The organism is Microlunatus sp. Gsoil 973, from assembly GCF_009707365.1.
Lineage (GTDB): Bacteria > Actinomycetota > Actinomycetes > Propionibacteriales > Propionibacteriaceae > Microlunatus.
Genome location: NZ_CP046122.1, coordinates 4,024,103 through 4,049,362 on the forward strand (window position 1 = coordinate 4,024,103; position 25,260 = coordinate 4,049,362).

The following is a 25,260-nucleotide window of genomic DNA, read 5'->3' on the forward strand; positions in this document are numbered from 1 at the left end:
GAGTCGGTGCGATCGGTCAGCCGCGTTCGCCCTGGACCGTGCGGTCGTGGTAGTCGTTTCAGCTTCCGAGGTCGGCCCGGCCGGTCGTCGCGATGTCTTCGGTACGGCTGCGCCGATAGAGCTCGACGGCGTGCCAGGTCAGCCACAGCAGGCTGGCGACCACTCCGGCGGTGAAGCCGAGAATCACCGCCGACGAGGTCGAGCCGCTGAACAGGCCGAGGAACGACAGCCCGAAGAGGACGCCGACACCCGCGTCGATCAAGGCGCGGCCGGCCTCCCCCGGGCTCGGTGCAGCACGGCGGTCAGCAGGCAGACAGCGACCAGGCAGGCGAATCCGAGTCCGCCCACCATCAGATGCGCTGTCCCGTGCCAGCTGATGGTCGGAGCCTGACCGACCGGCGTACCGACCGGGAAGCCGTCGGCCGGATCGGCGGTGAAGAGCCCGGCGAGGACCAGGCCCGCGCCGTATCCGGCAAGCAGTCGGGGCATCCACCGGGCTGCCCGGGTGGCCGTACCGATCACCAGCCGGACTCCCACCGCGCCGGCGATCACCATGGCGCCGCTGAGGATCAGGTTGAGCGTCTGGATCCAGCCGAGCTGCCCGTTGGCCAGCAGGCTCCAGGAATGCCGGGTGAAGTCGAAGCCCGGCCGCAACAAGCCCTGGGTCATCGACGTGACCAGGTAGACAGGGCCGGCAAGCGCCAGCCAACCCAGCAGGCTTCGGGCGATGGTGCTCCGCCGATCGTCTGCGCAGTCCGCCCGCACTGCCGGACTCACTTCATTTGCCCCGCTCATCGCGGCCCCCTTCCGCCGTTGCCGACGCCATCGTTCGGTACTGGACCGTACAGTACTCTGCCGGAACTGGACTGTCCAGTACTATGCGTGGAACGAGGAGGTCGGGCGACACAGATGGAGGGCGACACAGATGGAGGGCGACACGGCATTGCCGGTGGGCCGCACGCCCCGCAAGCGGCGGGACATCGTCGACGCAGCGACGACTCTTTTCCTGCGGAACGGCTACCAGGGGACCAGTGTCGATCAGATCGCGGCTGCGGCCAGCGTCTCCAAGCAGACCGTGTACAAGCAGTTCGGTGACAAGGAACGGCTCTTCCGCGCCATTGTTGACGGCGTTGCCGAGAACTCGCGGACCATCGCCGACGAGCTCGACGCCGCCTTCACCCGGCGGGCCGTCTCCTCGGTCGAAGACCTCGAGCAGATGCTCGCCGAGGTTGCCCGCGACTATCTCGACGCCGTCCTGGAGAGCCGGGTGTTGTCGCTGCGTCGCTTGATCATCGCCGAGGCGGATCGGTTCCCCGATCTGGCCCGTACCTATTACAACCGGGCGCCGGCGCGGGGGATCGAGCTGATCGCCGACCAGCTCGGCCGGTTCGTCGACGCCGGTCTGCTGGAGGTTGACGACCGGCGCCTCGCCGCCGGCCAGTTCGCCTATCTGGCGCTGTCCATCGCGCAGGATCGCGCCATGTTCTGTCCCGACGAGCAGCCCGACGATGCCGAACGGGACCGGCTGTCCCGGGCTGCGGCCGGGGTCTTCGTTGCTGCATACCGGTCCCGTTCGGCACAGCAGTAGAGCGCGCGGTCGATTAAACTCGTCCGTTGTGCCGGAAAGCTCCCACGGGTCCCGTCCGCCCCGAACGGCGGTGTTGACCACCGCCCAACAGCAGTCGATCGACGCGCTGGTCCACGAGCTACCGCTGGTTGATCGCCTGGGTCGGCTGTTCGCCGACGCCGGTCACCAGCTCTATTTGGTAGGTGGGACGGTCCGGGACGCGTTGCTGGGCAGGGTCGGGCATGATCTCGACTTCACCACCTCCGCCCGGCCGGAGGTGATCGAACGGCTGTTGCGAACGGTCACGACGACGATCTGGACGGTCGGCCGGGAGTTCGGCACCATCGGTGGGCAGGTGGGCGAGCACCAGGTGGAGATCACCACGTTCCGCGCCGACGCGTACGACGCGCAGAGCCGCAAGCCGGTGGTGCAGTTCGGCGACAGTATCGACGGTGACCTGGTACGCCGGGACTTCACCGTCAACGCGATGGCGGTCTCCTTGCCCGATCATCGGTTCATCGACCCGTACGGCGGAACCGACGACCTGCTCGAACAACGGTTGCGGACGCCGTCGACCCCGGACGTCTCATTCAGCGACGACCCGCTGCGGATGTTGCGGGCCGCACGGTTCGCGGCGCGGCTCGGCCTGGTACCCAACCCCGAGTTGATCACCGCGATGACCGGGCACAAGGAGAGGCTGTCGATCGTCTCGGCGGAACGGATCCGCGACGAGTTCTCCAAGCTCTTGCTCACCGATCGGCCGCGGGTCGGGCTCGACCTGCTGGTCCGGACCGGCCTGGCCGACGTCTTCATCCCCGAACTCTCGGCGCTGCGTCTGGAACGGGATGAGCACCACCGGCACAAGGACGTCTACGTCCACAGCCTGATCGTGTTGGAACAGGCGATCGATCTGGAGAAGGCCCGGGGCCACCAGCCGGATCTGATCAACAGGCTGGCGGCACTGCTGCATGACATCGGCAAGCCGCGTACCCGACGGTTCGAGGCCGGCGGCAAGGTCACCTTCCACCACCACGACGTGGTCGGCGCAAAGCTGGCGCGCAAACGACTCAAGGCGCTGCGCTACGCCAACGAGGAGATCGACGCCGTCGCCAAGCTGATCGAGCTGCATCTGCGCTTCCACGGCTATGCCGGTGAGGCAGGCAGCGACGGAGTCTGGACCGATTCGGCGGTACGCCGCTACGTCCGCGACGCCGGTGATCAACTCGAGCGGTTGCACATGCTCACCCGCGCCGACTGCACCACCCGCAACGTGGCGAAGGCCACCCGGCTGCGGAGGGCGTACGACGAGTTGGAGTGGCGGATCGACGAACTGGCCAAAGAGGAGGAACTGAACGCGATGCGTCCTGATCTGGACGGTAACCAGATCATGCAGATCCTCGGCATCGCGCCAGGTCGTGAGGTCGGGCAGGCGTACAAGTATCTGTTGGAACTGCGGATCGACAACGGACCGCTCGGCGAGGACAGGGCACGCGATGAGCTGCTGTCCTGGTGGGCGCAGCGCAACTCCTGATCCCTCGCCCGCACCACTTGTTCGGCGGCGCACCACTTGTTCGGCGTCGCACCACTTGTTCGGCGTCGCACCACTTGTTCGGCGTCGCACCACCTGCAGCCGGTGCGCGGTCGAGCAAGAGCAGCGCGATCGACCAACTGGTGCGGGAAGAATTCCCAACCGACTCCGGCGAGTGGAGATCAGCGGTCGATCTTGGCCAGGATCGCCTCTGCCTGGGACTTGGTGATCCGGTGTCCCGGATCGGTGAGGATGATCAGCGTCAGCCGGTTCCCGGTCAGCTTGCCCACCTCGGTCCAGTCGCTCGATCCGTCGTAGACGCGTCGATCGATCAGACCCTCGTCGGATCCGATGATCTTGGCGTACACCTGGCCGTCGGGATCGCTGCAGGCCCTGACTTGGTCGCGGTATTCCCGGTAGTAGGCCGTGGCATCAGCTGCGCTCTTGAACTGCATGACCTCGCCGACGCCGGGCTGGGAGTTGACCGCACCCTGGCGACCGTAGGTTCCTTCCAGGGCGGCGACCGGATCGGGATAGTCGTCCCGGGTGATCGACGCACAGCCGATGGTGATCACGTCCTGGGCGGCGTACCGCGGATCCCGGGCATGGGTCCAGGTGCCATTGCCGAGGTAGCCCTCCTCGGCACCACCCTCGCGGGCGACGGTGCGCCACCCCTTCGGGACCGGTAGATCCTTGGCGGTCAGCTTTCCTGCGGTCTTCGGCGCGGGCGACGTCGGAGCCTTGGGCGGCGGCAGGGTATTGGTGGTCGTCGGCTCCGGTGGCAGCGGGCTCGACGGGCTCCGGCTCGGTGCCGGCGACGGTCCGGGACGTGTCGTGACCGACGGTCGTTCGGGCGACGGTGAGGGCCCGGGGGCCGGTCGGTCGTTCTGGCAGCCGGAAACCATCGCCAGGCCGACGAGCACGGCGGTCGCCACTACGGCGGATCCCCAGCGAGTCCGCCCGATGATCATCCTCATCGTCGGAGCTCAGTTGTATTCGAAATGCTGGTAATCCTTGCCAGGGTTCCAGAACCCGCCCCAGAAGTAGCCACGGTGCCGGAAGGCCTTCGTCAACGAGCTGCTCTTGAAGAGCATGCCCTGCCGGTACGGTGACCGTTTGATGTAGGCCTTGCCGCTCTTCGGCCACCACTTCCCGGACACGTCGCGGTAAGGGTTCTCCCGGGTGTTCACATCGATGGCGATGCCGTAGCTGTGCGGGGACTGGGCGTACGGATTGCCGGTCACCTTGCGGCAGTTGAAGCCCGAGCTGTTGTCTGCCTCCATCTGCTTGGGGTCGCTGCCGCCCCAGTGGTTCGGATTCGTCATCCGCCGGATCCGGAAGCCTTTCGCCAGGCCGATCTTGAAGGACGCCTTCGCGCTCTTCACCCGGCCGGCCGCGAGGATGATCACGCCGCGGTGCATCCGCTTGTCCAGGCCGTAGTAGTTCAATCGGATGGTCCGCAATGTCGACGGGCCGACCGGACAGCCGGACCGGTACGTGTCGGCGACCTCGGCAGCGGTGGTCCGGGTGACCTGCGCGTTGAGGACCTTGGTGCGTGCGATGGGTGCAGACCTCCCGGTCTCCCAGCTGCCCGCACGATGGTCCCAGTAGCGCGCCCGCACGTAGTACTTGCGCACCAGACCGTTCCCGGTGGTGAAGGAGAACGAGTACTTGCCCTTGCTGCCGGTGCGCTTGCTCGCCTTGTCGTGCCAGCTGCCGTTGACCCGGCGCACCTGGAAGTGGACCAGAACGCCCGATCTCGCCGGATAGACGCTGCCGCTGACGGTGGGATTCTTCAGCGCGTCGATCGTCGCCGGTGGTGTCTTCATCCGCACCGTGGCGTCGTGCACGGTGACCGACACCTCCGCACTGGAGATCGTCGACCCAGCCGCGGGATTCCCACCCAGGGTCGCGCGGAAGTGCCGGACCGCGGCGATGGTCACCGGCTTGTCCACGCTGTAATGACCGGAGCCGTCGGTTGTGGTCTCCAGGGTGCGGTGCCACGTGCCGTTGCCGCCGAGATACCAGATCTCGACGCGCCGGCCGTCCCGGGCCGGCGTCGCGGTTCCCGTGAAGCGGAAGCTGCCGAGGTCCTGGAAGAACTGTCCGGCCACCGGACCGCCGACCGACTTGACGGCCAGCGAGATGGCCGGTGCGGTCGTCATCGCCTGGATCCGCGCCCTGTCGGCTCGTGCAGATTTCTCGGTCGGATCGGCCGAGGTAGGCGAACCCGGAGTCTCCGGCTCGGTCGGCTTCGGAGTGGTTCCGGGTGAAGCCGTGTCGGTTGCCTTCGGGGTGCCCGGCGGCGGTGGCGGTGGCGTACCCGATGGGGAGGGACTCGCCGAGTCGGGTGCCGCCGGCGTGAGTGACGCCGGTGGTGTCGGGGACGGATCGGCAAGGGCCGGTGCCGGCGCCGCAACGGCGGCGGAGATCAGCAGAACTGTGCCGGCCAGCGCGGTTCGGCGGAGAACCCGGGGTGCGCGACGGGGGAGGGACGGGCGACGCTGCATGCGCCCAGCAAATCACAGGCCGAGCTACAACATCGGCGACGGGCCGTGCGGCATGTCCCTGCACCAACACACCGCAGAGCCGTGAGGACCTCCACTTGTACATCGTTGTACGTCCTGCTTGACTGCTGTTCGATCAGCGACGATCGAAGGGAGTCACGATGTCTTCGCGCCCGAAGTTCCTGTTGGCCCTGGTTGGGGTGCTGGCCATGGCGTTCGCGATGGTCAGCCCGTCGCGCGCGGCGGCCGTACCCACTGGCGGAGCAGAGAACGGCACCCGGCTGATGGCGGGAGTCGCGCTGTATCCGCGGGTGATCAGGCTGACCCACTCCGGTACGGCGAACGGCGCGATCATCGCCGGCGTGGTGACCTTCGACGCCTCCGGTGGTGTCGGTGCGATCTTCCGGAGCACCGACAACGGCAGGACCTTCTCCCGCATCGGCAGTGTCCGTGATCCGGGTGCCGCCCACGGCCTGTGTTGCGCGACGTTGTATGAGTTGCCGCGCCGGGTCGGCGATCTTGCTGCCGGAACGCTGTTGTGGTCGGCATCGGTCGGCCAGGACGCCGGTGATCAACGGCGGATGACCCTGCCGCTGTGGGCCAGCAGCGATCATGGTCGCAGCTGGCGTCGACTGGCGGTCGTGGCGACATCGCCCAACTTCGGCGGGCTGTGGGAGCCCGAGCTGACGGTCGCCAAGGACGGCCGGCTGGTCCTGTTCGTCTCCGACGAGAGCCGGCAACCGGCGCACAGCCAGCTCCTCGACGCGGCGACCTCGGCCTACGGGACCAGCTGGACGGCTCTGCACTACGTGGTGGCCGCACAGGATCCGCGGCTCCGACCGGGGATGCCGAACGTCCGGCGCCTGCCCAGCGGCGGCTACCTGATGAGCTACGAAGTGTGTGGGCCGGGACAGGACTGCCGGCAACGGGTCCGGCATTCGCCGGACGGGATCCGCTGGGGTGACCCGACAGACCTCGGTGCCGCGGTGAAGACCGCGGACGGCACACATTTCCGGCACGCACCGACGATCAGCTGGTACGCCGACGGCAGCGGCAACGGCAGGCTGCTGGCAGTCGGGCAGATGCTCTATGACTCAGACGGAGCGATCGAGGCCGGCAACGGATCGACGGTGCTCAGTACCGGGGGATCGGCGCAGAGCGACTGGACCCAGGCTCCCGCGCCCGTCCGGATCCTGGCACCGTACGACAACTACTGTCCCAACTATTCCTCGTCATTGCTGCCGATGCCGGAGACCGGAACCCTGCTCGAGCTCGCCACCGGCTACGACGACTCCGGCACCTGCACCACCTATTTCGCGTCCGGGCCGCTGCCCCGCTGAGCCCGGTCCCGCTGAGCCTCGTCCGGTTGCGGGGGACCGCCCACCTCGACAGCCGTCAGGGACTCGGCGCCCTGGTCCCAGGCCAGGCCGCGACCCAGGACGGCGAACGCCAGCCCGGTGAGCAGGTAGCAGGCGCTGATGATCACCAGGACCAGCACGGACCGGCCGTTGATCGGCAGGATCAGGGCGCTGATCGCTGCTGCTCCGACGAGCGCCACGTTGAAGATCATGTCGTAGAGCACGAAGACCCGACCCTTGAACTCGTCGTCGACGTGTGCCTGGACGAAGGTGTCCACGTTGATCTTGATCGCCTGCGCCAGCACACCACACAGGAAGGCCGAGATCAGGATCCCGGCCCTGGTGTACGTCGCACCCGGGAACGTCTGCAGGAACGCCGATGCGACGAAACAACTGATCATCCAGGCCCGGGCGCCGATCCGGTGCCGGACGATCGGTGTCACGGCGGCGGCCAGTACGAAGCCGGTCCCGGTGACCAGCGCCAGGATGCCGAGTTCGCCGATCGCGGCATCGACCTCGCCGACGGTGTGGAAGTAGTTCCGGTAGACGAGGATGGTCGCGACGGTGACGACACCGTAGGGCACCCGGTGCAGGCCGATCATGATCAATCCCAGGCCGGCCTCCCGACGTTCGCGCAGGTGCCGGAGCGCGGCCACCAGCCCGCGCACGACGTCGGACGTCCGGGTCGGCTCGCCGCCGTCCGGGCCGAGCAGCCTGCGGCCGATCCGCAGGCTGAGCGCCGCACTGATCATGAATCCGCAGGTGGCCAGGGCGAACAGCACCGCATCGGCGGTACTGGTCGGCACCCGGTTGCTGAGCAGCAGCCGCAGACCGGTAGCCGCGCCGCCGCCGATGATCACCGCGGCCGGGCCGATCGTCGGCACCACGGAGTTGGCGACCAGATACTCCTCGGGAGTGATGGTGTGCGGCAATGATGCAGAGAGTGCCGCGAGCAGGAACCGGTTGAAACTCATGGCGAGCAGCACGCCACCGTAGAAGAGGACCTTCTCGCTGCCGCCTGCGATCCCGCCGGCCACCAGCGCGGCGAGGCTGATCCCCAGCACAGCCCTGATGATCTCGGTGATCAACAACACCTGACGGCGGGAGACCCGGTCGAGGACGACGGAGACGAACGGCCCGAGCACCGAGAACGGAAGCAGGGTGAGTGCCAGCACCCCGGCGATCGCCGCCGCGTCGGGCTGGCGTTCCGGTGAGAAGAGGACGTAGGAGGCCAACGCAACCTGGAGGACCGCGTCGGCGGCCTGGGCGGCGACCCGTACGGCGAACAGCCGACGGAACATCGGGTGCCGCCACAGCTGGCGCAACCCGCGTACGAACTCCATGAGCAGCCTGGCGGTCTAGTTCTTGGGGTACTTCTTGACGTACACGTCCAGGCGGTCCTGTTTCAGATCCTTGGCCAGTTCGGCCATCTTGGTCTGATCCACCAGATCGACGTCGCCGACACCGTTGATCGACTCGAATCCGGAGATCGGCGCCTGGATCTGCTTGATGTTGCCCGGCGACAGGCGCAACGACAACGCGATCTTGCGGATCTCGCTGTTGGTCAGCCCGTTGTCGACCGTGACGTCCTGGGCGACACCGGAGACGAAGCTGTTGAACTTGAGCGGATTGCTGATCGTGCCACCGGACAGACCCTTGGCCATGATCGCCTGCACCACCCGCCGTTGGTTGGCGGCGCGATCAAGATCACCGTTGGGCAGGCTGTGCCGTTCCCGGACGAACCACAGCGCACGCTCGCCCTGGATGGTGATCTTTCCGGCGGGGTAGTTGTAGCCGTGGGAGGAGAACGCGTGCGGATTGTTGATGGTCACCCCGCCGAGGGTGTTGGTGAGGCCGATGAAGCCTTCGAAATTGACCTGGGCGACATGGTCCATGCGGGCGCCGGTGAGCTGCTCCAGCGTGGCCACCGACAGCTTCGGCCCGCCGAACGAGTACGCCGCGTTGATCTTGTTCTTGCCGTGCCCGGGAATGTCGACGTACATGTCGCGGGGGAAGGAGATGATGTAGGCGCCCTTACGGCTCGAGGTCAGGTGCACGATCATCAGGGTGTCGCTTCGCCCGTTGTCCTGCATGTTGCTCATGTCCCGGCTGTCGGAACCCATCAGGACGAAGTTCAAGGAGTTGTCGTTCGCGGACTTCTTCGGGCGCGGGCTCTCACCGGCGACCGTCGGGTCGTCCGGCGGAAGGTTGTCCGCGCGATGCAGGTTGTTGTTCAGGCTGCGGTCGAGGGACAGCGCATACAGCAGGCCGGCGGCCACGACGACCACCACCAGAACGAGAAAGGTGATCAGGATCCGCCGCGGCCAGTGGCTCGGACGCTTCGGTCGCGCGGCTGCGGCCGCACCGTCTCCGTCGGAGAAGATGCCGATTCCGTTGTCGTCGGTGCTCACGAGCCTTTGACCATCCTTGTTCCGTACGGGATCCGGCCGGGCACCCGGCGGCGGACGGCCGGGCCGCAACAATCCGGATCACCGACCCGGATCCATGATGCCGGGATCTGCGGAGAGTCTACGGTGCCGGGGTGAAAGCGAGATGAGATCGCAGCCGACCCGCGCGTCAACCCAATCCCGGCCCGGCAGCCGTAGGATCCGGGTATGGCACGTGCGGACGATGCCGCCCGGAGGGCGGAGTTGGCGGCGGCCGACTCGCGCGCCGAGGCAGCCCGTGCCCAACGACTGATCGACGCATTCCTGATCACCGCCCGACGCAACGGTCTCCAACCGCAACCGCTGCAGGCGAGGCTGCTGTCCGGCCGGGTGGTGCGGACCGACAAACAGGGCTGGTACCTGCGCCGCGATCGCAGTGTGGCGATCGGCGCCGACGGCGGCTATTACCAGCTGCTGGTCCCGGGCGGCCTGAGGGAGCGGATTCGGGGCGTACGCCTCCGGTCGACATCGCCGCCCATGGTGGTCGGCCGCGGCGGCAAGGACGGCGAGACGGGTCCGCTGCAGGACTTCCTGGATCGGCTGCTCACCCGCTGAGCGATCCGGCCCGGACGCTTCCGACGCCGGCCACGGCCGGGACGGGTCAGAGATCCTCGAACGCCGTCGACTGCCGCTTGGCCTTGAGATTGCTGAGGTACTTGTCGATGACCTCTTCGGGCTCGCCGCGGGCCATCAGGTGACCCTTGTCGATCCACATCGCCTCGTCGCACAGCTCCTTGATGCTGCCCAGGCCGTGGCTGACCAGGAACATCGCGCGCGCCTTGTCGCGGAGCTCGGCCATCTTGGCACTGGCCTTGTCCTTGAAATGGGCGTCGCCGGTGGACAGGCCCTCGTCGATCATCAGGATGTCGGGCTCCATATGGACCGCGACCGCGAACGCGACCCGGGACGCCATGCCCGAGGAGTAGGTGCGCATCGGCATGTCGATGAAGTCGCCGAGCTCGGTCCATTCGGCGATCTCGTTGGCGCGTTCGTTGACCTCGTCGAGGGGCAACCCTGCGGCCAACCCGCCGAGGATGATGTTCTCGCGACCGGAGAGGCTGTTGTTGAAGCCGACGCCGAGGGCCAGCAGCGTGCTGGCCCGGCCCCAGACCTCGACCGTCCCGGAGGTCGGCGGGAGGATGCCCGCCATGGCCCGCATCAACGTCGACTTGCCGGCACCGTTCCGGCCGATGATGCCTATCGAGCTGCCGGTGCGGACCTCGAAGCTGATGTTCTGCAGCGCCTTGATCTCCCGTACCGCGCGTTGCCCGCGGCCGAGCCGGACGATCGCCTGCCGGAAGGTCGGCTTCTTCTCGAAGCTGGTTCGATAGGTGATGGACAGGTCGGTCACCCGGACCGCGAGGTCTCTGCGGTCTTCGGCGGGCAGATGCGACTGGTCGGGAATCTCGGCCCTTCGGGTTCGTGGACCGATGTCCTGCAACAACTTGAACCGCTGGCGACCGGGCAGGCGCTTCTGCTTCTTTCCGGGCTTACCTGCCGACTTGGCAGCCGGCGTCGCAGGGGGTGTGCCCCGGTCCTGCTTCGTCTTCTTCGCACCCGGGTGCGGAGTGTCCGGGTCGGGGCTGTCGGGAACCGGGGTGGTCGGTTCCGGGGCGGTCGGTTCCGGGGCGGTTGCGGCCGGGGCGGTCGGTTCCGGGGCGGTCGGTTCCGGGGCGGTCGGTTCCGGGGCGGTTGCGGCCGGAACAGCTTCCGCGGGGTCCTCAGTCGGCGCGGCCCCGACCGTGGGATCGGCGGACGGGACCCGGAGCTGACCCGTTCTGGGCAGCAGGTCGGTCTGCTCAGTGGCCTGGAGCTCCCGGATCGACTCCGGCAGCTTGCCGACCACCGGGTCCGCGCCGTGACCCTGGACATCCTCGGACTGGGCGGGCGCGGCCCGGTGCGGCGAGGGCTGGGAGGTCGGCCAGTGCGGCTGTTCGTCGTCCGGGGTGGGCGGCAGGTCCCAGCTCCAGCGGTGGCCGGAAGATGACCCAGTCCCCGGTTGGTCGCCCGGGATCGCGCGGCGAGCACGTTCGGCCAGTCGCTCACGCAGTCTGACCGGGGTCGACGGCGAGTGCGGCGGTTCGGATGCCTCGTCCGTCGTACCGGTGGATTCGGCCGACTCACCGGCGGCGTCCCTAGGACCGGCCTGGTCGTCGTCCGGCTCGATGGCGCGGCGCGGTCGTGCCTCGACGGGATCCTCCGACGAGGCTGACGGCCGGTCAGCCGGAGTCTCAGAGGACACGGACAGCGAACTCACGCTCCCTGGAGATGAAGAACAGGAATCCTACGACGATCGCCGCCGTCGCCCAACCGGCCGCGGTCACCCAGGTGTGCAACGGGGGCCAGTGCGCCTTCTGGATCAGCTCGCTGTAGCCGCCGAGCATGCTGTACATCGGATTGACCTGGATCAGCGCTCGGACGCCAACCGGCCGCCCGGCCATCTGCTCGGGGAACCAGAGCACTGGCGACATGTACATCCACAGGCGGCCGATGTACGGCAGGAAGTTGGCGAAATCCCGGAAGTACACGGTCAGTGTCGCGGCCAGCGCGGCCAGCCCCATGCCGAAGGCGAGCAGGCAGACCAGGAAGAACACCGCAGCCAGCATCTCGATCGACCACTTGCCGCCGGCCAGCAGATGGATCAACAGGTACAGCGGGATCGTGGGCAGGAACCGCATGAAGGCCGTCCGCACGGCCGACAGCGGGATCAGCAGTCGCGGGAAGTTGGTGTTCAGCAGCACCTTTCCGGCGGAGGTGACAGACCGGGAGCCGCTGGTCAGGCATCCCTGGCACAGCCTGAAGGCGAACAACGCTCCGGTCAGGTGGGCGATCGTCGCGGCCGGACTGGGCGAATGGGCGCCGTGCCCGCGGATGAAGCTGATCAGGACGAAATAGATCGCTGCCTGGAGCAGCGGATCGAGTAACAGCCACAACGTGCCGAACACGGTGTTGTCGTTGGACCCGCGGATCCGGGCCTTGCTCATCTCCTGGGCGAACTCCCGCCGTCGCCACAGTTCGGAGAAGTACTCGACGAGATTGGGCAGCCCGGCCCGGTGCGGGGTGAACTGCTGGTAGATCGCAGCGTCGGACGGTGCACTGCCCTGCATAGGCATCTGGTCGGTGCTCCTCGTCTGTCGGCTGCTGGTGCCTATTCGGGCCTCGGCGCGTTGCGTCAGGGCGTTGCGTCAGGGCCTGGAACAGTGTGCCACGGCCGCCCACGAACGCAGCGAACGCGACGCCCCGACGCAACGTCGCACCCGAGGAGGATTCGCGTATGGTGAACCGGCCCCGACGCGTGAGCGCCGAGACCGATCCACGTCATCAGCCCGGTCGCGCGCCTGCTGTCTGACCCGGACAGGGCGTTTGGGCAACCGAGGCTGAGAACCCGCCGGACACATCCCCGAACTGGTCGGCGACGGCAACGGGCGCACTCTCCCAACTGCGACCGGCGCCAGCAACAAGATTCGCGATCCAACCTTCAGTAGGTCGCCGTCGCGCCGTCAGATTCCGGTCAGGATTTCAGCAGCGCTGGCGACCTGATCGATGCGTCTTCGCCGCCCGCTCGGTTCGCCCGGCCGCCCGCTCGTTCGCCCGTTCGTCCGCCCGTGGCCCTGTCCGCAAACTCAAACGTTGACCATGTGGCTGCGACACGCCGGTGGCGGGTGCCGTTGGGTCAAACCTTGACGTCCGGGATCCGGCCCCGGGCCAGCGGGGATGTCCGGAACCTCAAACGTTGATCGTGCGGCTGCGACACGCCGGTGTCGGGTGCCGCTGGGTCAAACCTTGACCTTCGGGGATCCGCTCCCGGGCCATCGGGGATGTCCGGAACGTCAAACGTTGATCGTGCGGCTGCGACACGCCGGTGGCGGGTGCCGTTGGGTCAAACCTTGACGTTGGGAATCCGGACCCGGTGCGGCGGGGATGTCCGGAACCTCAAACGTTGATCGTACGGCTCCGACACGCCGATGGCGGGTGCCGCTGGGTCAAACCTTGACCTTCGGGGCGCCGGGCCGGGGTTGGCCGCCGCCGCGGCGAACGACGTCGTGCCGCGCCGGCCGCCGCCGGGCCGGGCGGGCAGCCGGCAGATCGGGGTTCCCGCCTAGAATTCCTACGCTATGAGTTCTCGGCGGGACCCGGGTCGACAGCCGACGCTCGGGCGGCGAATCGGCCGGCAGCTGCTGACAGTGCTGCTCGGTCTGGTCACCCTCGGCGTCGGAGCCGCGTTGACCTGGGCGAGTCTTGCGCCGCCGAGGGAGAGCGGGATACCCGACGAGCCGAGGCCGTGCCGGCGGCATCAATGATTTTCCTGCCGACCTCACCTGGCTGCTGCTGATCGGCATCGCCGTAGTTGCCTGGCGACAACTGGCGATCGGAACACTGACCGCGATCGGCTGTGCGGCGATGGTGATGGAGATCGCCACGGTCGAGGCGTCCCGGTACGCGGCCGCCGGGGAGCACGGCCGGACCCAGTTGTTGATCTTCGCCATCGCCATCATCCAGGCCGTGGCCTTCGTCGTCGTCGGTGTCGCCACCGGAGTCTTCGGCTGGCATCAGCGGCGACTGCGCCGTACCGTCCCGACCTGACGGATTCTTGTCCCGGCAGGCGAGCGGACACGGCCGGGGCTGGCCCCGGCCAACGGGCCAACGGGCCAACGGGCCAACGGACAACAACCGTCCGCGTCGGACAACACTGTGGGCGTCCCTGACAACACGCCGGACAACACCCCCTGGTCAGGCTCGGAGCGTGACATTCGCGTGTACCGGTCAGTCCCGCTTCGCCCTGGTCGACGCTCTCAACGCCGAATGGGACGACCTCGGTCAGGACCGCTTCCTCGGACCCCAGTGCCGCTCGGTGATCTCGCGGTGGGCGAGACAGACCCCCGTCCTTCACGACTGCCGTACGACGACTGATGTGTTGGACGCGATCCGTTCGGACCCCGACCCCGTGCTGGCCGCATTGATCGGCATCCATCAAGCGCACCGCACCGACGGCACCGCCGGCGGTGATCACCTGGCCGGCCGCATTCTCCTGCAGACCATGCTCGGCAAGATCGTCACGATGGCCGCCCGGGACGGGCATCACGGCGTCGAGGAGTATGTGGGTCAGCTCTGGGCGCGGATCGCCGGCTATCCGTTGGTCCACCGGCCCCGGCGGATCGCCGCCAATCTTGCGCTCGACACGCTCAAGGCGGTGACTCGCGACAGTGCGGACGCCGAGCCGATACGGACCGTGCCGGTGACGCCTGCCGAGCTCGAGCTGGTTGGCCTCAGACCCGGGGCGTACGGACTCGGTGAAGGATTCGGTGGATCGGACCAGGCCGCCGGTGACGGGATCGTGGGCCTGAGTGCTCGCCGCGTCCTCCGCACGGCGCACCGGCTCGACCTGATCGACGAACCTACCCGTCGCCTGCTGCTCAGCGTCTACGCCGACGGGCTGTCCAGCGCGGCCGCGGCCGAGCGCCATGGCTTGACCCCGGCAACTGTCAGGTTCCGCTGTAGCAGGGCGATTCGCAGAATGGCCCAGCACGCGATCACGCTCGCCGAGGCAGCATGAGGGAAGCCATGTCGGCCCCGAAGCCGCGACCGTCGCCGGATCGACAAAGAACCGTTGACGCCAAAACGATTCACCACCCGAAGAAGTACTGGCGAGACACGGTGCCCGATCAGACCGATGAGTTGACAACACTTGACACGGCGATCGGCCGGGACCAATTTGGGTCCCGGGTGAGGACTGCCCGCGAACGCCTGGCCGGTTGATCAGTGCCTGACACCGACCACGCCCAGAAAGGTCGCAACAGGGATGACCGTGGAGGAGCAGGCGCGGCAGCGCGTTCCGGTCGACAGCGTCGACAAGGCGGCACCGGTGCCCTCGGCGGTGAGGATCCGCAGCAGACGGAACCCACGCTGGATTGCTCTCGGCGTGGTCGCCATCTGCCTCGGCGCGATCGCGTCCTTCTTCCTGTACTCGCAGCTGTCGCAATCGCACCAGGTCGTTGCGATGCGGCAGACCGTGCACCGCGGGACGACGATCACCGCGCAGGATGTCGGTTTGGTTCGGGTCGGTGACACCGGTGGCATTGCGACGGTTCCTGCCTCCGGCCTGGACGACCTGGTCGGCAAGGTGGCCGCCTTCGATCTCGTGCAGGGATCGTTGTTGCCGGTCAACGCGGTCACCAACTCGCTGCCGCCCGGCCACGGCAAGGCGATCATCGGCATCCGGGCCGACACCGGCCGGGCGCCGGACGGATTCCTCAGCCCCGGCAGTCCGGTGCATCTGGTCGTGTTGCCCGTGGACGTCGGCTCAGGTGACGTGTCGGCCGCGACCGGGGACGCCGGCACGAGCGGATCGGGCGAGTCAGGCGACACACCTCCCGGCAGCGACGGATCCACGGAGATCACCACGGTCGCGACGATTCCGGCCGTCGTGATGAGCACCAGCCAGTTGGACGACGGCATCTTCCTCGACCTGGAACTCGACTCGGGACTGGCCGCCGACGCGGCCTCGTTCGCCGCCCAGGGCCGGGTCGTGGTGGTGCGGGATTCGGAACGCTGATGGCGGTCATCGTGCTGACCTCGGCCTCCGGATCCCCGGGTGTGACGACGATTGCGGTCGGGCTGACCTTGACCTGGCACCGGTCGGTGCTGCTCGTCGATGCCGACCCTGGCGCTCACCAGGCTGTCCTCGCGGGCTATCTCGGCGGGCAGGTGGCGACCGGCAAGGGTCTTCAGCGGGTCGCCGAGGCACACCGGGACCGCCGGCCCCTGCTGGAGGTCGTCAGTGACGAGACCGTTCCGTTGACCGCGGTCGAACTCGCCGGGGAGGGGACCGACCATGGCGATGACGAGGCCGAACGCGCGGACTCCGGGCCCAGCCGTCGCCTGCTTCCCGGGTTCGCCCGGCCTGCCAACGCCGGGCTCTTCGGCCCGGTGTGGTCCGACCTGGCCGACACCTTCGTGCGGCTGGAGACCGCCGGGATCGACGTCATCGTCGACGCGGGGCGGATGGAGCGGCAGGGCCTACCGCAGCCGCTGCTGGACCGTGGTGATCTGCTGCTTCTGGTCACGCGCAGCAACCTGCGTTCGCTGGTCTCGGCGCGTACCTATGCCGGCGTGCTCCGTGAACAAGCCCGGATGGCCGGCCGCGAGGTCGGCCTCGGAGTGATCGTTGTCGGTGAGGGCAAGCCGTACGGAAGTCGGGAGATCGGCCGGCTCCTGCAGATGCCGGTGGTGTCGGTGTTGGCCGACGATCCGACGACGGCCGGCGCCTTTTCCGACGGCGCGCCGCGGTCGCGCCGCTTCGACCGATCACCGCTGGTCCGATCGCTGCACCGCTCCGTCGGCGAACTGTCCGGCCACGTCCGGCGGCGACGTGAGCGCCTCGGCCTGGTCGAGCAAGTCCTACCGGACCCCGTCGAGCCGCCCGAACCCGACAGCACCCGGTCACACGCGCCCGTCGGAGGTGGCCAACGTGTCTGAGCGAGGAACGACCAGCCCGGCAGCCTCCGCTCCGGCACTGGGCAGTCTCCCGATCTTCGCGGCGCACGAACCCGAGCAACCCGCTACGTCGGCCGGCCCCTGGACCGGCGCGTCCTCGCCGTGGCTGCGTACTGCCACCACTGGACATCACGCGTCAGGCGGTTCGCAACATGCTCAACGAGTGCGACTGACGCGGCGACCCGCCGATCGCCGTGCCGAGGTGGACTGGGCCCAGGTCGTCCAGTTGCGCAAAGAAGCCTCGGAGGTGATCACCGCCGAGACCCAGTCGTACCTGACCGAACATGGTCGACCGATGCCGGCCGAAGATCGGTTGCTGATGGGTCGGGCGATCATCCGGCGGGTCGTCAACGACCACGTCCGAGCGCTGCATCGGGAGGGTTCGGCCCTCTGGTCCCCGGAGACGGAACGGACCTACGCCCACGTGGTGGAGGACAGCGTCTTCGGCTTCGGCCGGATGCAGCCGCTGTTCGAGATCCCCGACGCCGAGAACATCGAGATTCACGGCTGGGACTCCGTCGTGGTCCAGTACGGCGACGGCCGCCGGGAGAAGTTGCCTCCGGTCGCGGACAGCGATGAAGAGCTGGTGGATGCCATCCGCTTCCTCGGCGAGAACGCGCAGCCGAGCCGACCATTCGACAGCACTCATCCGACGATGACGCTGGCGTTGGGAGACCGTTTCCGGTTGCACGCCATCGGCTTCGGCCTCTCCTATCGGCCGAGCATCGTGATCCGGCAACACACGCTGACCGACGTCTCGCTGCTCGAACTCGCCCACGGCGGGTTGATGCCGACCGAGGTGGCGCAGTTCCTCGACGCCGCCGTCCTGGCCCGCAAGTCGATGGTGATCTCCGGTGACCAGGGAGCAGGCAAGACGACCCTGCTGCGGGGCATGATCAACTCCATCCCGACGACCGAACGCTTCGGAACGCTGGAGACCGATTACGAGCTGATGACCCATCTGCAGCCGGGCCGGGAGAACATCCTCGCGCTGCAGGCCAGGATCGGCCACGGCGAACGCGAGGTGGGTGAGACCGGTGGCAATGTCTCGGTCGCGGACCTGTTTCCCGAGGCGCTGCGGCAGAACCTCTCCCGGCTGATTGTCGGCGAGGTCCGCGGTGGTGAGGCCTTCGCCATGTTCGAGGCGATGCAGGCGGGCGCCGGAACGCTGTCCACGACCCATTCCCATTCGGCAGAGTCGACCATCGACCGGTTGGCCGCCCGGGTCGCACAGGGCGGCGTACTGACCATCGACGAGGCCTTCCGCCAGATCGCGTTGAACATCGGCGTTTTCATCTACGTCAAGCTCGTGGACGAGACCTGGAAGGGCGGCACCAGGCACCGGTTCGTCTCGGAGATCCGGACATTGAACCGCGCCATGGAGAACGGTCGCCCGGTCACCCATCTGGCCTACAGCGCGCACGGCACGACCAAACAGCCGCCCGGCTTCTTCCCCGACTCCGGCTTCCAGGCCGACGTCGCGCCGTTCTATCGACCGCTTCCCGGTTCGGTCGACCCGCGCAACGAGGGAGCGGGCTGATGCAACCGGTGCTGGCGGCGTGGGCCGGGATGCTGATCGTCGGTGGGGTGATCATGGTGGTGATCGGACTGCGCCGGCGTCCGGATGTCCGTCGTCCGCCCCGCCGGGAGGCGGAATCACTCGGCCGGCTCTGGGCGCGAATCACGCGCCGGCCGCCGGGCGAGGCCGGGCGGCGGCGGGACCTGATCCTGCTCGCGGCTGTGATCGCCGGGTTCGTCCTGGCCGCGGCCACCGGGTGGTTGATCATGATCGTGGTGGCCCCTGCGGTGGCCTGGGTCTTGCCACTGATCCTGGTGCCGCCGCGGGATCGCGATGTCATCCTGCTGGAGGCCCTCGACAGATGGGTACGCAACCTGTCCGCTGCACTGCCGACCGGCAAGTCGGTGCCCGACGCGATCCGGCTGTCCGGCCGGACCGCCCCGGACGCCATCGCCGAACCGCTCGGCGGATTGATCACCCGGCTGAACAATCGCTGGGACAGCCGCGACGCGCTGATGCGATTCGCCGATGATCTTGACAGTCCGGACGCCGACACGGTGATCGCCGCCCTGATCCTCGCGGCCGACCGCGGCGCCAACGGAGCCGCGCTGACCCTGTCCGAGCTGGCCGACTCGATCCAGTCGCAGCTGAAGGGGCGACGGGAGATCGCGACCGAGCGGGCCAAACCGTACATCGTCGTCAGGCAGGTCACGGTGATCACGGCCGTCACCCTCGGTGCTGCCTTCCTGTTCGCCCGGGCGTTCTTCGAGCCGTACGGCACTGGGCTGGGCCAGGTCATCCTGGCCGTTCTGATCGCGCTGTATCTCGGTTCGTTGTTGCTGATGCGGCGCCGTGCCACACCGCCGAAGCGGCAGCGGATCCTGATCGGAACCGGCCGATGATCACCACGGCGCTGATCTTCCTGGCCGGCATCCTCGTCTCCGGCGGTGCGGTGTTGATCATCGCCGGCGCGCTGCGATCCACCCCTGACCTGGCCGCCACCGTAGCGGGTCTGCAACCTCCGGCCGGTGTGGAGCCGGTGCGCTCGGCTCCGGCGGCGCCGATCAGTTCGGGATCGGCGACCGACCGGCTCGGCAGCTGGCTCTACCGCCGAACTCCGGTGCCGTTGACCACAAGTCAGCTGAGGGCGCTGCAGATCCGCGGTCGTTCGGTCACCGAGTTCTACGCCGACAAGGCGGTCTGGATGATCATCGGCCTGACCATGCCCGGGCTGATCGCCGGTGCGTACGGCTACCTGACCGACGGCGCGTCCGTCGCCATGCCGGTGATCGCCGCCGTGGCCGGAGCAGTGGCCGGCTACTTCGTGCCCGACCTGTTGCTGCGCGGACAGGCGAAGACGACCCGGCACGACGCTTCCGCGGCCCTGTTGATGTACATCGACCTGGTCACCCTGGAGCGACTGGCCAACGCGTCGGGCACCCAGGCCCTGCACAATGCCGCGTCGCTGTCCGACGTCCCCTTGTTCCGGCAGTTGCGCGGTGCACTGGAACGGGCCCGGCTGGAGCAGCAGGCACCGTATCCGGAACTGCGGCGGCTCGCCGATGAGCTCGACCTGCCGGAGATCCGGGACCTCGCTGACGTGATGCAACTGGACGAAACCGGTGCAGCACTGTCCGGTTCGCTGCGGGCCCGGGCGCGGGAGCTTCGTGACGGATACCTCGCGACCACTATGCGCGAGGCGAATGCGGCGTCGGAGGGAATGACGGTCTACATGACGATCCCGGCCCTGCTGCTCGGCGTCATGTTCATCGTTCCGGCACTGATGCGGATCGCGGCGACGTGAACTCCGGCCAATCTCGATCCGGACTGTCCACAGGCCGACCCCTCCGGGGCGGCGGAATTCTCTACGGTGAGTCACAGACAACGACCCCCTACTCTCCCGGCGGGTCGCAGGAAAGGAACCGATCATGACCAGACTGATCGCACTCTCCCTCGGGTGGATGATCACCCTCAAGAGTCGGCGTGCTCGGTCCGAACGAGGACTGAGTCAATCAACCGAGGTCGCCATTCTGCTCGGTGCAGCGGCTGCGGTGGCAATCGTGATCATGCTCTTCGTGAAGGGATATGTGTCCGACCGGATCGGCGAGGTCGAGCACCCCTGACTTGCGGCCGGCGCCGCAGCGGCACAGCGACGTGACACGAAACGGAGACCAGTGATGGGCGGATCAGAACGCGGACTGACCAACAGCCTGCAGTTTGCGGTGATCGTCCCTGCCCTGATGTTGGCGACCTTCGGGCTGATCCAGGCCGGCCTCTGGCTGCACGCACGAAACGTCGCAGCCGAGGCTGTCACCGCTGCCGCGGACGTGGCCCGCGACTACGACGGAGACGCGGACGCCGCCCGCCGGGCCGCGAACAGAATCGCTGCAACCGGAGGGCTGACCGATGTGCATCTGACCGTCAGCAAAGCCCCGACCTCGGTGTCGGTGACCATGGTCGCCCGACCGCCGGTCATCTTCGACCTCGGACTCGGCCGGATCAGCGAGTCGGCAACCGCTCCCCTGGAACGGGTGACAACACCATGAGCGGCAGGACGATCGCCGGCATCTCTGCAGTGCGTAGCGCCGCCCGCCGAACCCACGGCCGCGGGCTGGCTCCGGCGACCGAACTGGTGATCATCTTCCCGGCTCTGATCGTGCTCCTGGGTGTGATCGTCGGCGGCTCACGCATCTGGTTCGCGCGCTCGGTGGTCACCGATGCGGCCTACTCCGGCGCCCGTGCGGCATCGCTCGAACGCACCACCCGGACCGCCGATTCCGCCGCCCGAACAGCGACCGCCCAACGGATGGCGATGCGCGGCATCACCTGTCTGCAGACTTCGGTTGATCTTGACCTGAGCGGCTTCGACAAGCCGATCGGAACGCCGGCATCGGTCACCGAGAGGATCCGTTGCCGCGTCGCGATCGGTGAAGTCCTGGTGCCCGGCCTGCCCGGCAGCATGATGATCACTGTCCGGGGATCATCGCCGATCGACAGCTACCGGGAGCGTTGACATGAAAGCTGTGCCGACGGCTCAACGGGACCGCGGTCAGGCGGTGAGCATCATGGTGCTCGGCTTCATCGCCGCGTTGATCATGGTCGCCGGCCTGGTGGTCGACGGCGGCCAGAAGGCCGCAGCGATGAACCGGGCCGAAACGCTGGCCTCCGGAGCCGCCCGCGCGGCGGCCAACGCCGGCGCGAGCGGGACGCTCGGCGCCGACGGCGCCCACACCCTGGCGACCGAAGAGGCCCGGCGGGCAGCGAAGAGTTACCTGGCTGCCGCCGCGGTGGACGGCGCATCGGTGCAGAGCAGTGTGCGTGTCGATGGCACCGAGGTGATCGTGCACACCGACATCCGGGTACGCACCATCTTCCTGTCCCTGGTCCGCATCAACACGCTCCGGGCGGCCGGAGACGCAACCGCGAGGGTGGTGCCCGGCTGATGCGCAGGTTTCTCAGCGGGCTCGGCGCCCTGATCGCTCTGGCCGCGGCCGTCATCGGTGTGCCATTGCTGCTGATCATGATGGTGGGAAATCCGTTGCCCACCGGCTTCGACCTGCCGTCCTTCTGGCGGGTACTGACCCGGCCAGACGACGGGACGGTGCTGATCCGGATCGTTGCGATCATCGCCTGGGTCGCCTGGCTGGTGTTCGCCATCTCAGTGGCCGTCGAGCTGATCGCTGCGTTGACCCGGTATCGGGTGCGGATCAGGCTGCCCGGTCTGGCCGGTCCACAGAAGATCGCCGGCGGCCTGCTGTTGTTGGTGATCACGATGTTCGTCGCGCCGCAGCAGTTGGCGACTGCCGACCCGGCACCGGACCAGCCGAGTCACCACACGCCCACCTCGGTGGCCACCACCGCCGACCCGCGTCCCGCTGCGCGCGATTCACCCGCGGAGCAGCGCACAGCCGGCCGCAACGGCGAAACCGGCGGCGTGACGCACGTCGTGCAGCCCGGCGACGAGCTGTGGACCTTGGCCGAGCACTATTACGGGAAGGGACAGGACTGGCGGCTGATCGCGCAGGCCAATCGCGGCCTGCTCACCGGCGGGCCCGACAGGCTGCAACCCGGCTGGCGGCTGCACATCCCTGGAGTCGATCCGGACCAGCGCCGAGTCGTCGTCCGGCCCGGTGACACGTTGTCCTCGATCGCCGAGCAGGAGTACGGCGACCCGGCCGCGTGGCATCGGATCTACCGGGCCAACCGCGGAGTGCTGTCCGATCCGGACCTGTTACCGGTCGGCCTGAGTCTGACCATCCCGACCGATCGTTCGGGAACCTCCCCGGCCCACGGAGCCGACGACGGCGCCCCGAACCATCCGGCGGGTGACGAGCCGACTACCGACCGGAGCCTCGGCGATGAGAACGCCGGAGGGCGCGGCACACCGGAACGCCCGGCCGCCCCGGACAGTGGCAGCAGCCGTACGGAACGACGCGCGGACCCGCCCACCGAGCCGACCTCCCCGGAGACTGCTGTTGCGGACAGATCGGCCGGGACCGCCACGGTGGCATCCCCGACCGCGGACGACACGTGGGGGCACGCCATGCGGATCGCCGGAGTCGGCGGTCTGATGGCGGCCGCGGTGATCGGCGGGCTGGCCACCAGACGCCAGTTGCAGCTGCACACCCGCGAGGTCGGTCGTCGGATACCCCAACCGCCGCCGGCAGCGCAACGACTCGAGGCCGAGCTCGGCCGCCGACAGACGCCCGTAGGACTTGACCTGCTCGATCTCGCGCTCCGTACCATCGGCGCTGAGTGCTACCGGAACGGCCGGCCGCTTCCTCGGCTGCAGGCGGCTGCCTGCAATGACGACGGCCTGTCGCTGGTGATGGCGGAACCCGGACTTCCGGCACCGGTGGGCTTCCTGGTGGACGAACGCCGGTGGCGACTCGCGCCGGCCGACGCCGAATTCCTCCTCCGTGACAGGACCGCGGTGGACGCCGCCCAGCCCTATCCGGCACTGACCTCACTGGGCACCGCGCCGGACGGGTCCGTCGTGCTGGTCAACCTCGAGTCCGCCGGGCTGTTCGCCGTCGACCGCCGGGACCCCGCAGCGTCGCGCGGGATGCTGACCGCGATGGCGACCGAACTGGCGTTCGCTCCGTGGGCCGACGAGTTGGTGATCAGCGTTGTAGGGGACGATCGCGATCTGGCCGGGTCGATCGACCGCTACAACGTTTCCTCGATCACGGACCTCGATCAGCTGCTGGACCGCTGGGAGCAACGGGCACGGGTGCAGCGAGACCACCTGCTGGCAGATCCGGAACGGGCGGCGGGTGACTACCGGATCGATCCTGATCTTGCCGACCCGTGGGTGCCCGAGGTCGGTCTGATCCTCACCGAACCCGATGCCTGGCAGGTGGAACGACTGGAACGGCTCTTGCTGACCGAACCGGCGATCACCACCGCTGCGGTGATGATCGGCGAAACGACCGCCGTCGACTGGCGGCTGATCATCGAGCCGACCACTCGGCGGGCGGAGTTGTCCCCGCTGGGTTGGTCCTTCACACCGCAGCTGATCACCGAGCAGCTCGGCGGAGTGCTCTCCGAGCTGATCAGAACGACCGGCAGCCAGGAAACCGAGCCGGCTCCGTGGTGGGCCGCCGACTTCGACGGCAGCGCTCACCCGCCCAGCCGGGCGCTGGTCGGCCCGCCCAGCGACAACCAGCCGGACGTCCGTACAGCCGAACGCGTTCTGCCCCGTCCGGTCGCCGCTGTCGCGCCGCTGCCCCCGGTGGCTCAGCCGCCGACGGACGAATCAGCCGTGCGGACCGTCGATGATCAACCGGACCGTGATCAACCGGACCATGATCAACCGGACCATGATCAACCAGACGTCCCGGAAGATCATTCCGGCGGGCTGCCCGGTGATCACCACGCCGACGACCGTACCGAGGTCGCCGACACCTGGCAGATCGCTGCAGCAGCAAGCTGGCCATCGATCGCCGTCCACCCGACGGGTGAGTCCCTCCAGGAGATCGTCGCCAGGTCGGACGCCGAATGGGCCTGGCTGACACCGGTGGACCGGCCACGGGCGAGTAAGGAGTCCGCAATCGTGCCCAATCCGTTCGCAGCAGCCGCCCCACAGGTTCCGCGCCACCCGACGCTGCTGTTGCTCGGTCCGGCGGATCTCCTCGGGACCACGGGCGAACGGCCCAACCGGGCGATCATGCAGTGCATCGAGTACTGCACCTGGCTGCTTGAGCACCCGGGGAGTACGGCGCTGGCGATGGCGGCTGGTCTGGCGGTCGCCGAGGGCACACGTCGGTCCAACATGAGCCGACTCCGCATCTGGCTGGGCACCGATGACCGTGGCGAGCCGTACCTGCCGGACGCGTACTCCGGCAAGATCAGCCTTTCGCCGCTGGTGAGCTCGGACTGGCACCGACTGCAACTGCTGACCCATGCCGGGGTCAACCGGACCAGCACCGAGGGTCTGGCCAACGCCCTGGATCTGGTGCGTGGCGCTCCACTGGCCGACGCGGCGCCCGGACAATGGCACTGGGCCGAGGAGATGCGGACCGACATGGTCTCGGTGATCCGGGACATCGGCGTCGAACTCACCGATCGGGCCCTTTCCGAGACAGACATCGACCTCGCCCGTTGGGCCGCTTCCCGAGCGCTCACCGCGGCGCCACAGGACGAGTTCCTGATCGGTGCTCGGATCCGTACCGAACACCAGGCCGGCAACGCCGCCGAGGTGGAACGGCTCGCCCTGCAGTTGGCAGCCCAGGGCCGGGCGCTCGGAGTTGATCTTCACCCCGATACGGTCGACCTGCTGCAGCAGGTGATGGAGGGCCGGCTACGGGCCCGGGCGTGATCATCGGACGGTCGGGTGAT

25 protein-coding genes are annotated in these 25,260 nt (G+C 68.2%); 17 read left to right on the plus strand and 8 right to left on the minus strand.

The genetic code is table 11. The annotated features are described in order from the left end of the window. Positions 1-58: 58 nt before the first annotated feature. Positions 59-262: a hypothetical protein gene (locus GJV80_RS24285; RefSeq protein ID WP_230207848.1), complete on the minus strand. Its 204-nt coding sequence runs from the start codon at positions 260-262 to the stop codon at positions 59-61. Further along, positions 259-795 carry a DUF998 domain-containing protein gene (locus GJV80_RS18935; protein WP_230207849.1) on the minus strand — a complete coding sequence of 179 codons (537 nt, stop codon included), beginning with the start codon at positions 793-795 and terminating at the stop codon, positions 259-261. Before GJV80_RS18935 ends, GJV80_RS24285 begins: the two co-directional genes overlap by 4 nt. 130 nt (positions 796-925) lie before the next feature. Here GJV80_RS18935 and GJV80_RS18940 point away from each other — a divergent pair, with 130 nt between their 5' ends. Then, positions 926-1,588: a TetR/AcrR family transcriptional regulator gene (locus tag GJV80_RS18940; protein WP_195909015.1), complete on the plus strand. Its 663-nt coding sequence runs from the start codon at positions 926-928 to the stop codon at positions 1,586-1,588. A 28-nt stretch (positions 1,589-1,616) separates the two neighbouring features. Beyond that, positions 1,617-3,098, plus strand: coding sequence for a CCA tRNA nucleotidyltransferase (locus GJV80_RS18945; protein ID WP_370518781.1), 1,482 nt, complete (start codon positions 1,617-1,619; stop codon positions 3,096-3,098). Between the two features lie 179 nt (positions 3,099-3,277). On the opposite strand, the gene GJV80_RS18950 is transcribed toward GJV80_RS18945, so the two are convergent. Together GJV80_RS18950 and GJV80_RS18955 are read right to left on the minus strand one after the other, a co-directional pair. Next, positions 3,278-4,072: a hypothetical protein gene (locus GJV80_RS18950; RefSeq protein ID WP_154689232.1), complete on the minus strand. Its 795-nt coding sequence runs from the start codon at positions 4,070-4,072 to the stop codon at positions 3,278-3,280. 9 nt (positions 4,073-4,081) lie between these two features. Beyond that, entirely contained in the window at positions 4,082-5,260 is a 1,179-nt protein-coding gene (locus GJV80_RS18955; protein WP_154689233.1) for a M15 family metallopeptidase, read from the minus strand. A 503-nt stretch (positions 5,261-5,763) separates the two neighbouring features. Here GJV80_RS18955 and GJV80_RS18960 point away from each other — a divergent pair. Further along, positions 5,764-6,942, plus strand: coding sequence for a sialidase family protein (locus tag GJV80_RS18960; protein WP_154689234.1), 1,179 nt, complete (start codon positions 5,764-5,766; stop codon positions 6,940-6,942). On the opposite strand, the gene GJV80_RS18965 is transcribed toward GJV80_RS18960, so the two are convergent. Further along, positions 6,912-8,303 (minus strand): MFS transporter, encoded by a 1,392-nt coding sequence (locus GJV80_RS18965; protein ID WP_154689235.1) that lies wholly within the window; start codon positions 8,301-8,303, stop codon positions 6,912-6,914. The genes GJV80_RS18960 and GJV80_RS18965 overlap by 31 nt on opposite strands. 15 nt (positions 8,304-8,318) lie before the next feature. After that, positions 8,319-9,371, minus strand: coding sequence for an LCP family protein (locus tag GJV80_RS18970; protein WP_154689236.1), 1,053 nt, complete (start codon positions 9,369-9,371; stop codon positions 8,319-8,321). 204 nt (positions 9,372-9,575) lie between these two features. Between GJV80_RS18970 and GJV80_RS18975 the strand changes: the two genes are divergently transcribed. Further along, positions 9,576-9,962, plus strand: a complete 387-nt coding sequence (locus tag GJV80_RS18975; RefSeq protein WP_154689237.1) for a hypothetical protein — start codon at positions 9,576-9,578, stop codon at positions 9,960-9,962. 46 nt (positions 9,963-10,008) lie between these two features. Here GJV80_RS18975 and GJV80_RS24290 read toward each other — a convergent pair whose 3' ends face one another. Together GJV80_RS24290 and GJV80_RS18985 are read right to left on the minus strand one after the other, a co-directional pair. Continuing rightward, the gene (locus tag GJV80_RS24290; RefSeq protein WP_230207850.1) at positions 10,009-11,664 is read right to left on the minus strand and encodes an ABC transporter ATP-binding protein; all 1,656 of its coding nucleotides are present in this window, start codon (positions 11,662-11,664) and stop codon (positions 10,009-10,011) included. Further along, positions 11,639-12,520, minus strand: a complete 882-nt coding sequence (locus GJV80_RS18985) for an ABC transporter permease (RefSeq protein ID WP_154689238.1) — start codon at positions 12,518-12,520, stop codon at positions 11,639-11,641. Before GJV80_RS18985 ends, GJV80_RS24290 begins: the two co-directional genes overlap by 26 nt. A 1,002-nt stretch (positions 12,521-13,522) precedes the next feature. On the opposite strand from GJV80_RS18985, the gene GJV80_RS18990 reads away from it, so the two are divergent. The 13 genes from GJV80_RS18990 to GJV80_RS19050 all read left to right on the plus strand — a co-directional run bounded on the left by GJV80_RS18990 (position 13,523) and on the right by GJV80_RS19050 (position 25,240). Further along, entirely contained in the window at positions 13,523-13,708 is a 186-nt protein-coding gene (locus GJV80_RS18990) for a hypothetical protein (protein WP_154689239.1), read from the plus strand. Between the two features lie 106 nt (positions 13,709-13,814). Beyond that, positions 13,815-13,991 carry a hypothetical protein gene (locus GJV80_RS18995; RefSeq protein ID WP_154689240.1) on the plus strand — a complete coding sequence of 59 codons (177 nt, stop codon included), beginning with the start codon at positions 13,815-13,817 and terminating at the stop codon, positions 13,989-13,991. A 160-nt stretch (positions 13,992-14,151) separates the two neighbouring features. After that, positions 14,152-14,961, plus strand: a complete 810-nt coding sequence (locus GJV80_RS19000; protein ID WP_154689241.1) for an RNA polymerase sigma factor — start codon at positions 14,152-14,154, stop codon at positions 14,959-14,961. Positions 14,962-15,207: 246 nt separating this feature from the next. After that, on the plus strand, positions 15,208-15,960 hold the full coding sequence (locus GJV80_RS19005) for an SAF domain-containing protein (RefSeq protein WP_154689242.1): 753 nt from the start codon (positions 15,208-15,210) through the stop codon (positions 15,958-15,960). Continuing rightward, positions 15,960-16,883: a hypothetical protein gene (locus GJV80_RS19010; protein WP_154689243.1), complete on the plus strand. Its 924-nt coding sequence runs from the start codon at positions 15,960-15,962 to the stop codon at positions 16,881-16,883. Before GJV80_RS19005 ends, GJV80_RS19010 begins: the two co-directional genes overlap by 1 nt. Before the next feature lie 124 nt (positions 16,884-17,007). Beyond that, a complete protein-coding gene (locus GJV80_RS19015) occupies positions 17,008-18,441 on the plus strand; it encodes a CpaF family protein (protein ID WP_154690378.1) in 1,434 nt (477 codons plus the stop codon). Further along, complete coding sequence (locus tag GJV80_RS19020; protein ID WP_154689244.1) at positions 18,441-19,322, plus strand: type II secretion system F family protein; 882 nt, start codon at positions 18,441-18,443, stop codon at positions 19,320-19,322. The genes GJV80_RS19015 and GJV80_RS19020 overlap by 1 nt, the downstream gene beginning before the upstream one ends. Beyond that, positions 19,319-20,224 carry a hypothetical protein gene (locus GJV80_RS19025; RefSeq protein WP_154689245.1) on the plus strand — a complete coding sequence of 302 codons (906 nt, stop codon included), beginning with the start codon at positions 19,319-19,321 and terminating at the stop codon, positions 20,222-20,224. Before GJV80_RS19020 ends, GJV80_RS19025 begins: the two co-directional genes overlap by 4 nt. A 124-nt stretch (positions 20,225-20,348) precedes the next feature. Beyond that, a complete protein-coding gene (locus GJV80_RS19030) occupies positions 20,349-20,543 on the plus strand; it encodes a hypothetical protein (protein WP_154689246.1) in 195 nt (64 codons plus the stop codon). Between the two features lie 54 nt (positions 20,544-20,597). Beyond that, positions 20,598-20,966 (plus strand): TadE family protein, encoded by a 369-nt coding sequence (locus GJV80_RS19035; RefSeq protein WP_154689247.1) that lies wholly within the window; start codon positions 20,598-20,600, stop codon positions 20,964-20,966. Further along, on the plus strand, positions 20,963-21,433 hold the full coding sequence (locus GJV80_RS19040) for a TadE family protein (RefSeq protein WP_154689248.1): 471 nt from the start codon (positions 20,963-20,965) through the stop codon (positions 21,431-21,433). Before GJV80_RS19035 ends, GJV80_RS19040 begins: the two co-directional genes overlap by 4 nt. A gap of 1 nt (position 21,434) precedes the next feature. Next, a complete protein-coding gene (locus GJV80_RS19045) occupies positions 21,435-21,863 on the plus strand; it encodes a pilus assembly protein TadG-related protein (RefSeq protein ID WP_154689249.1) in 429 nt (142 codons plus the stop codon). Next, positions 21,863-25,240 (plus strand): LysM peptidoglycan-binding domain-containing protein, encoded by a 3,378-nt coding sequence (locus tag GJV80_RS19050; RefSeq protein WP_154689250.1) that lies wholly within the window; start codon positions 21,863-21,865, stop codon positions 25,238-25,240. Before GJV80_RS19045 ends, GJV80_RS19050 begins: the two co-directional genes overlap by 1 nt. The last annotated feature ends 20 nt before the right edge of the window (positions 25,241-25,260 follow it).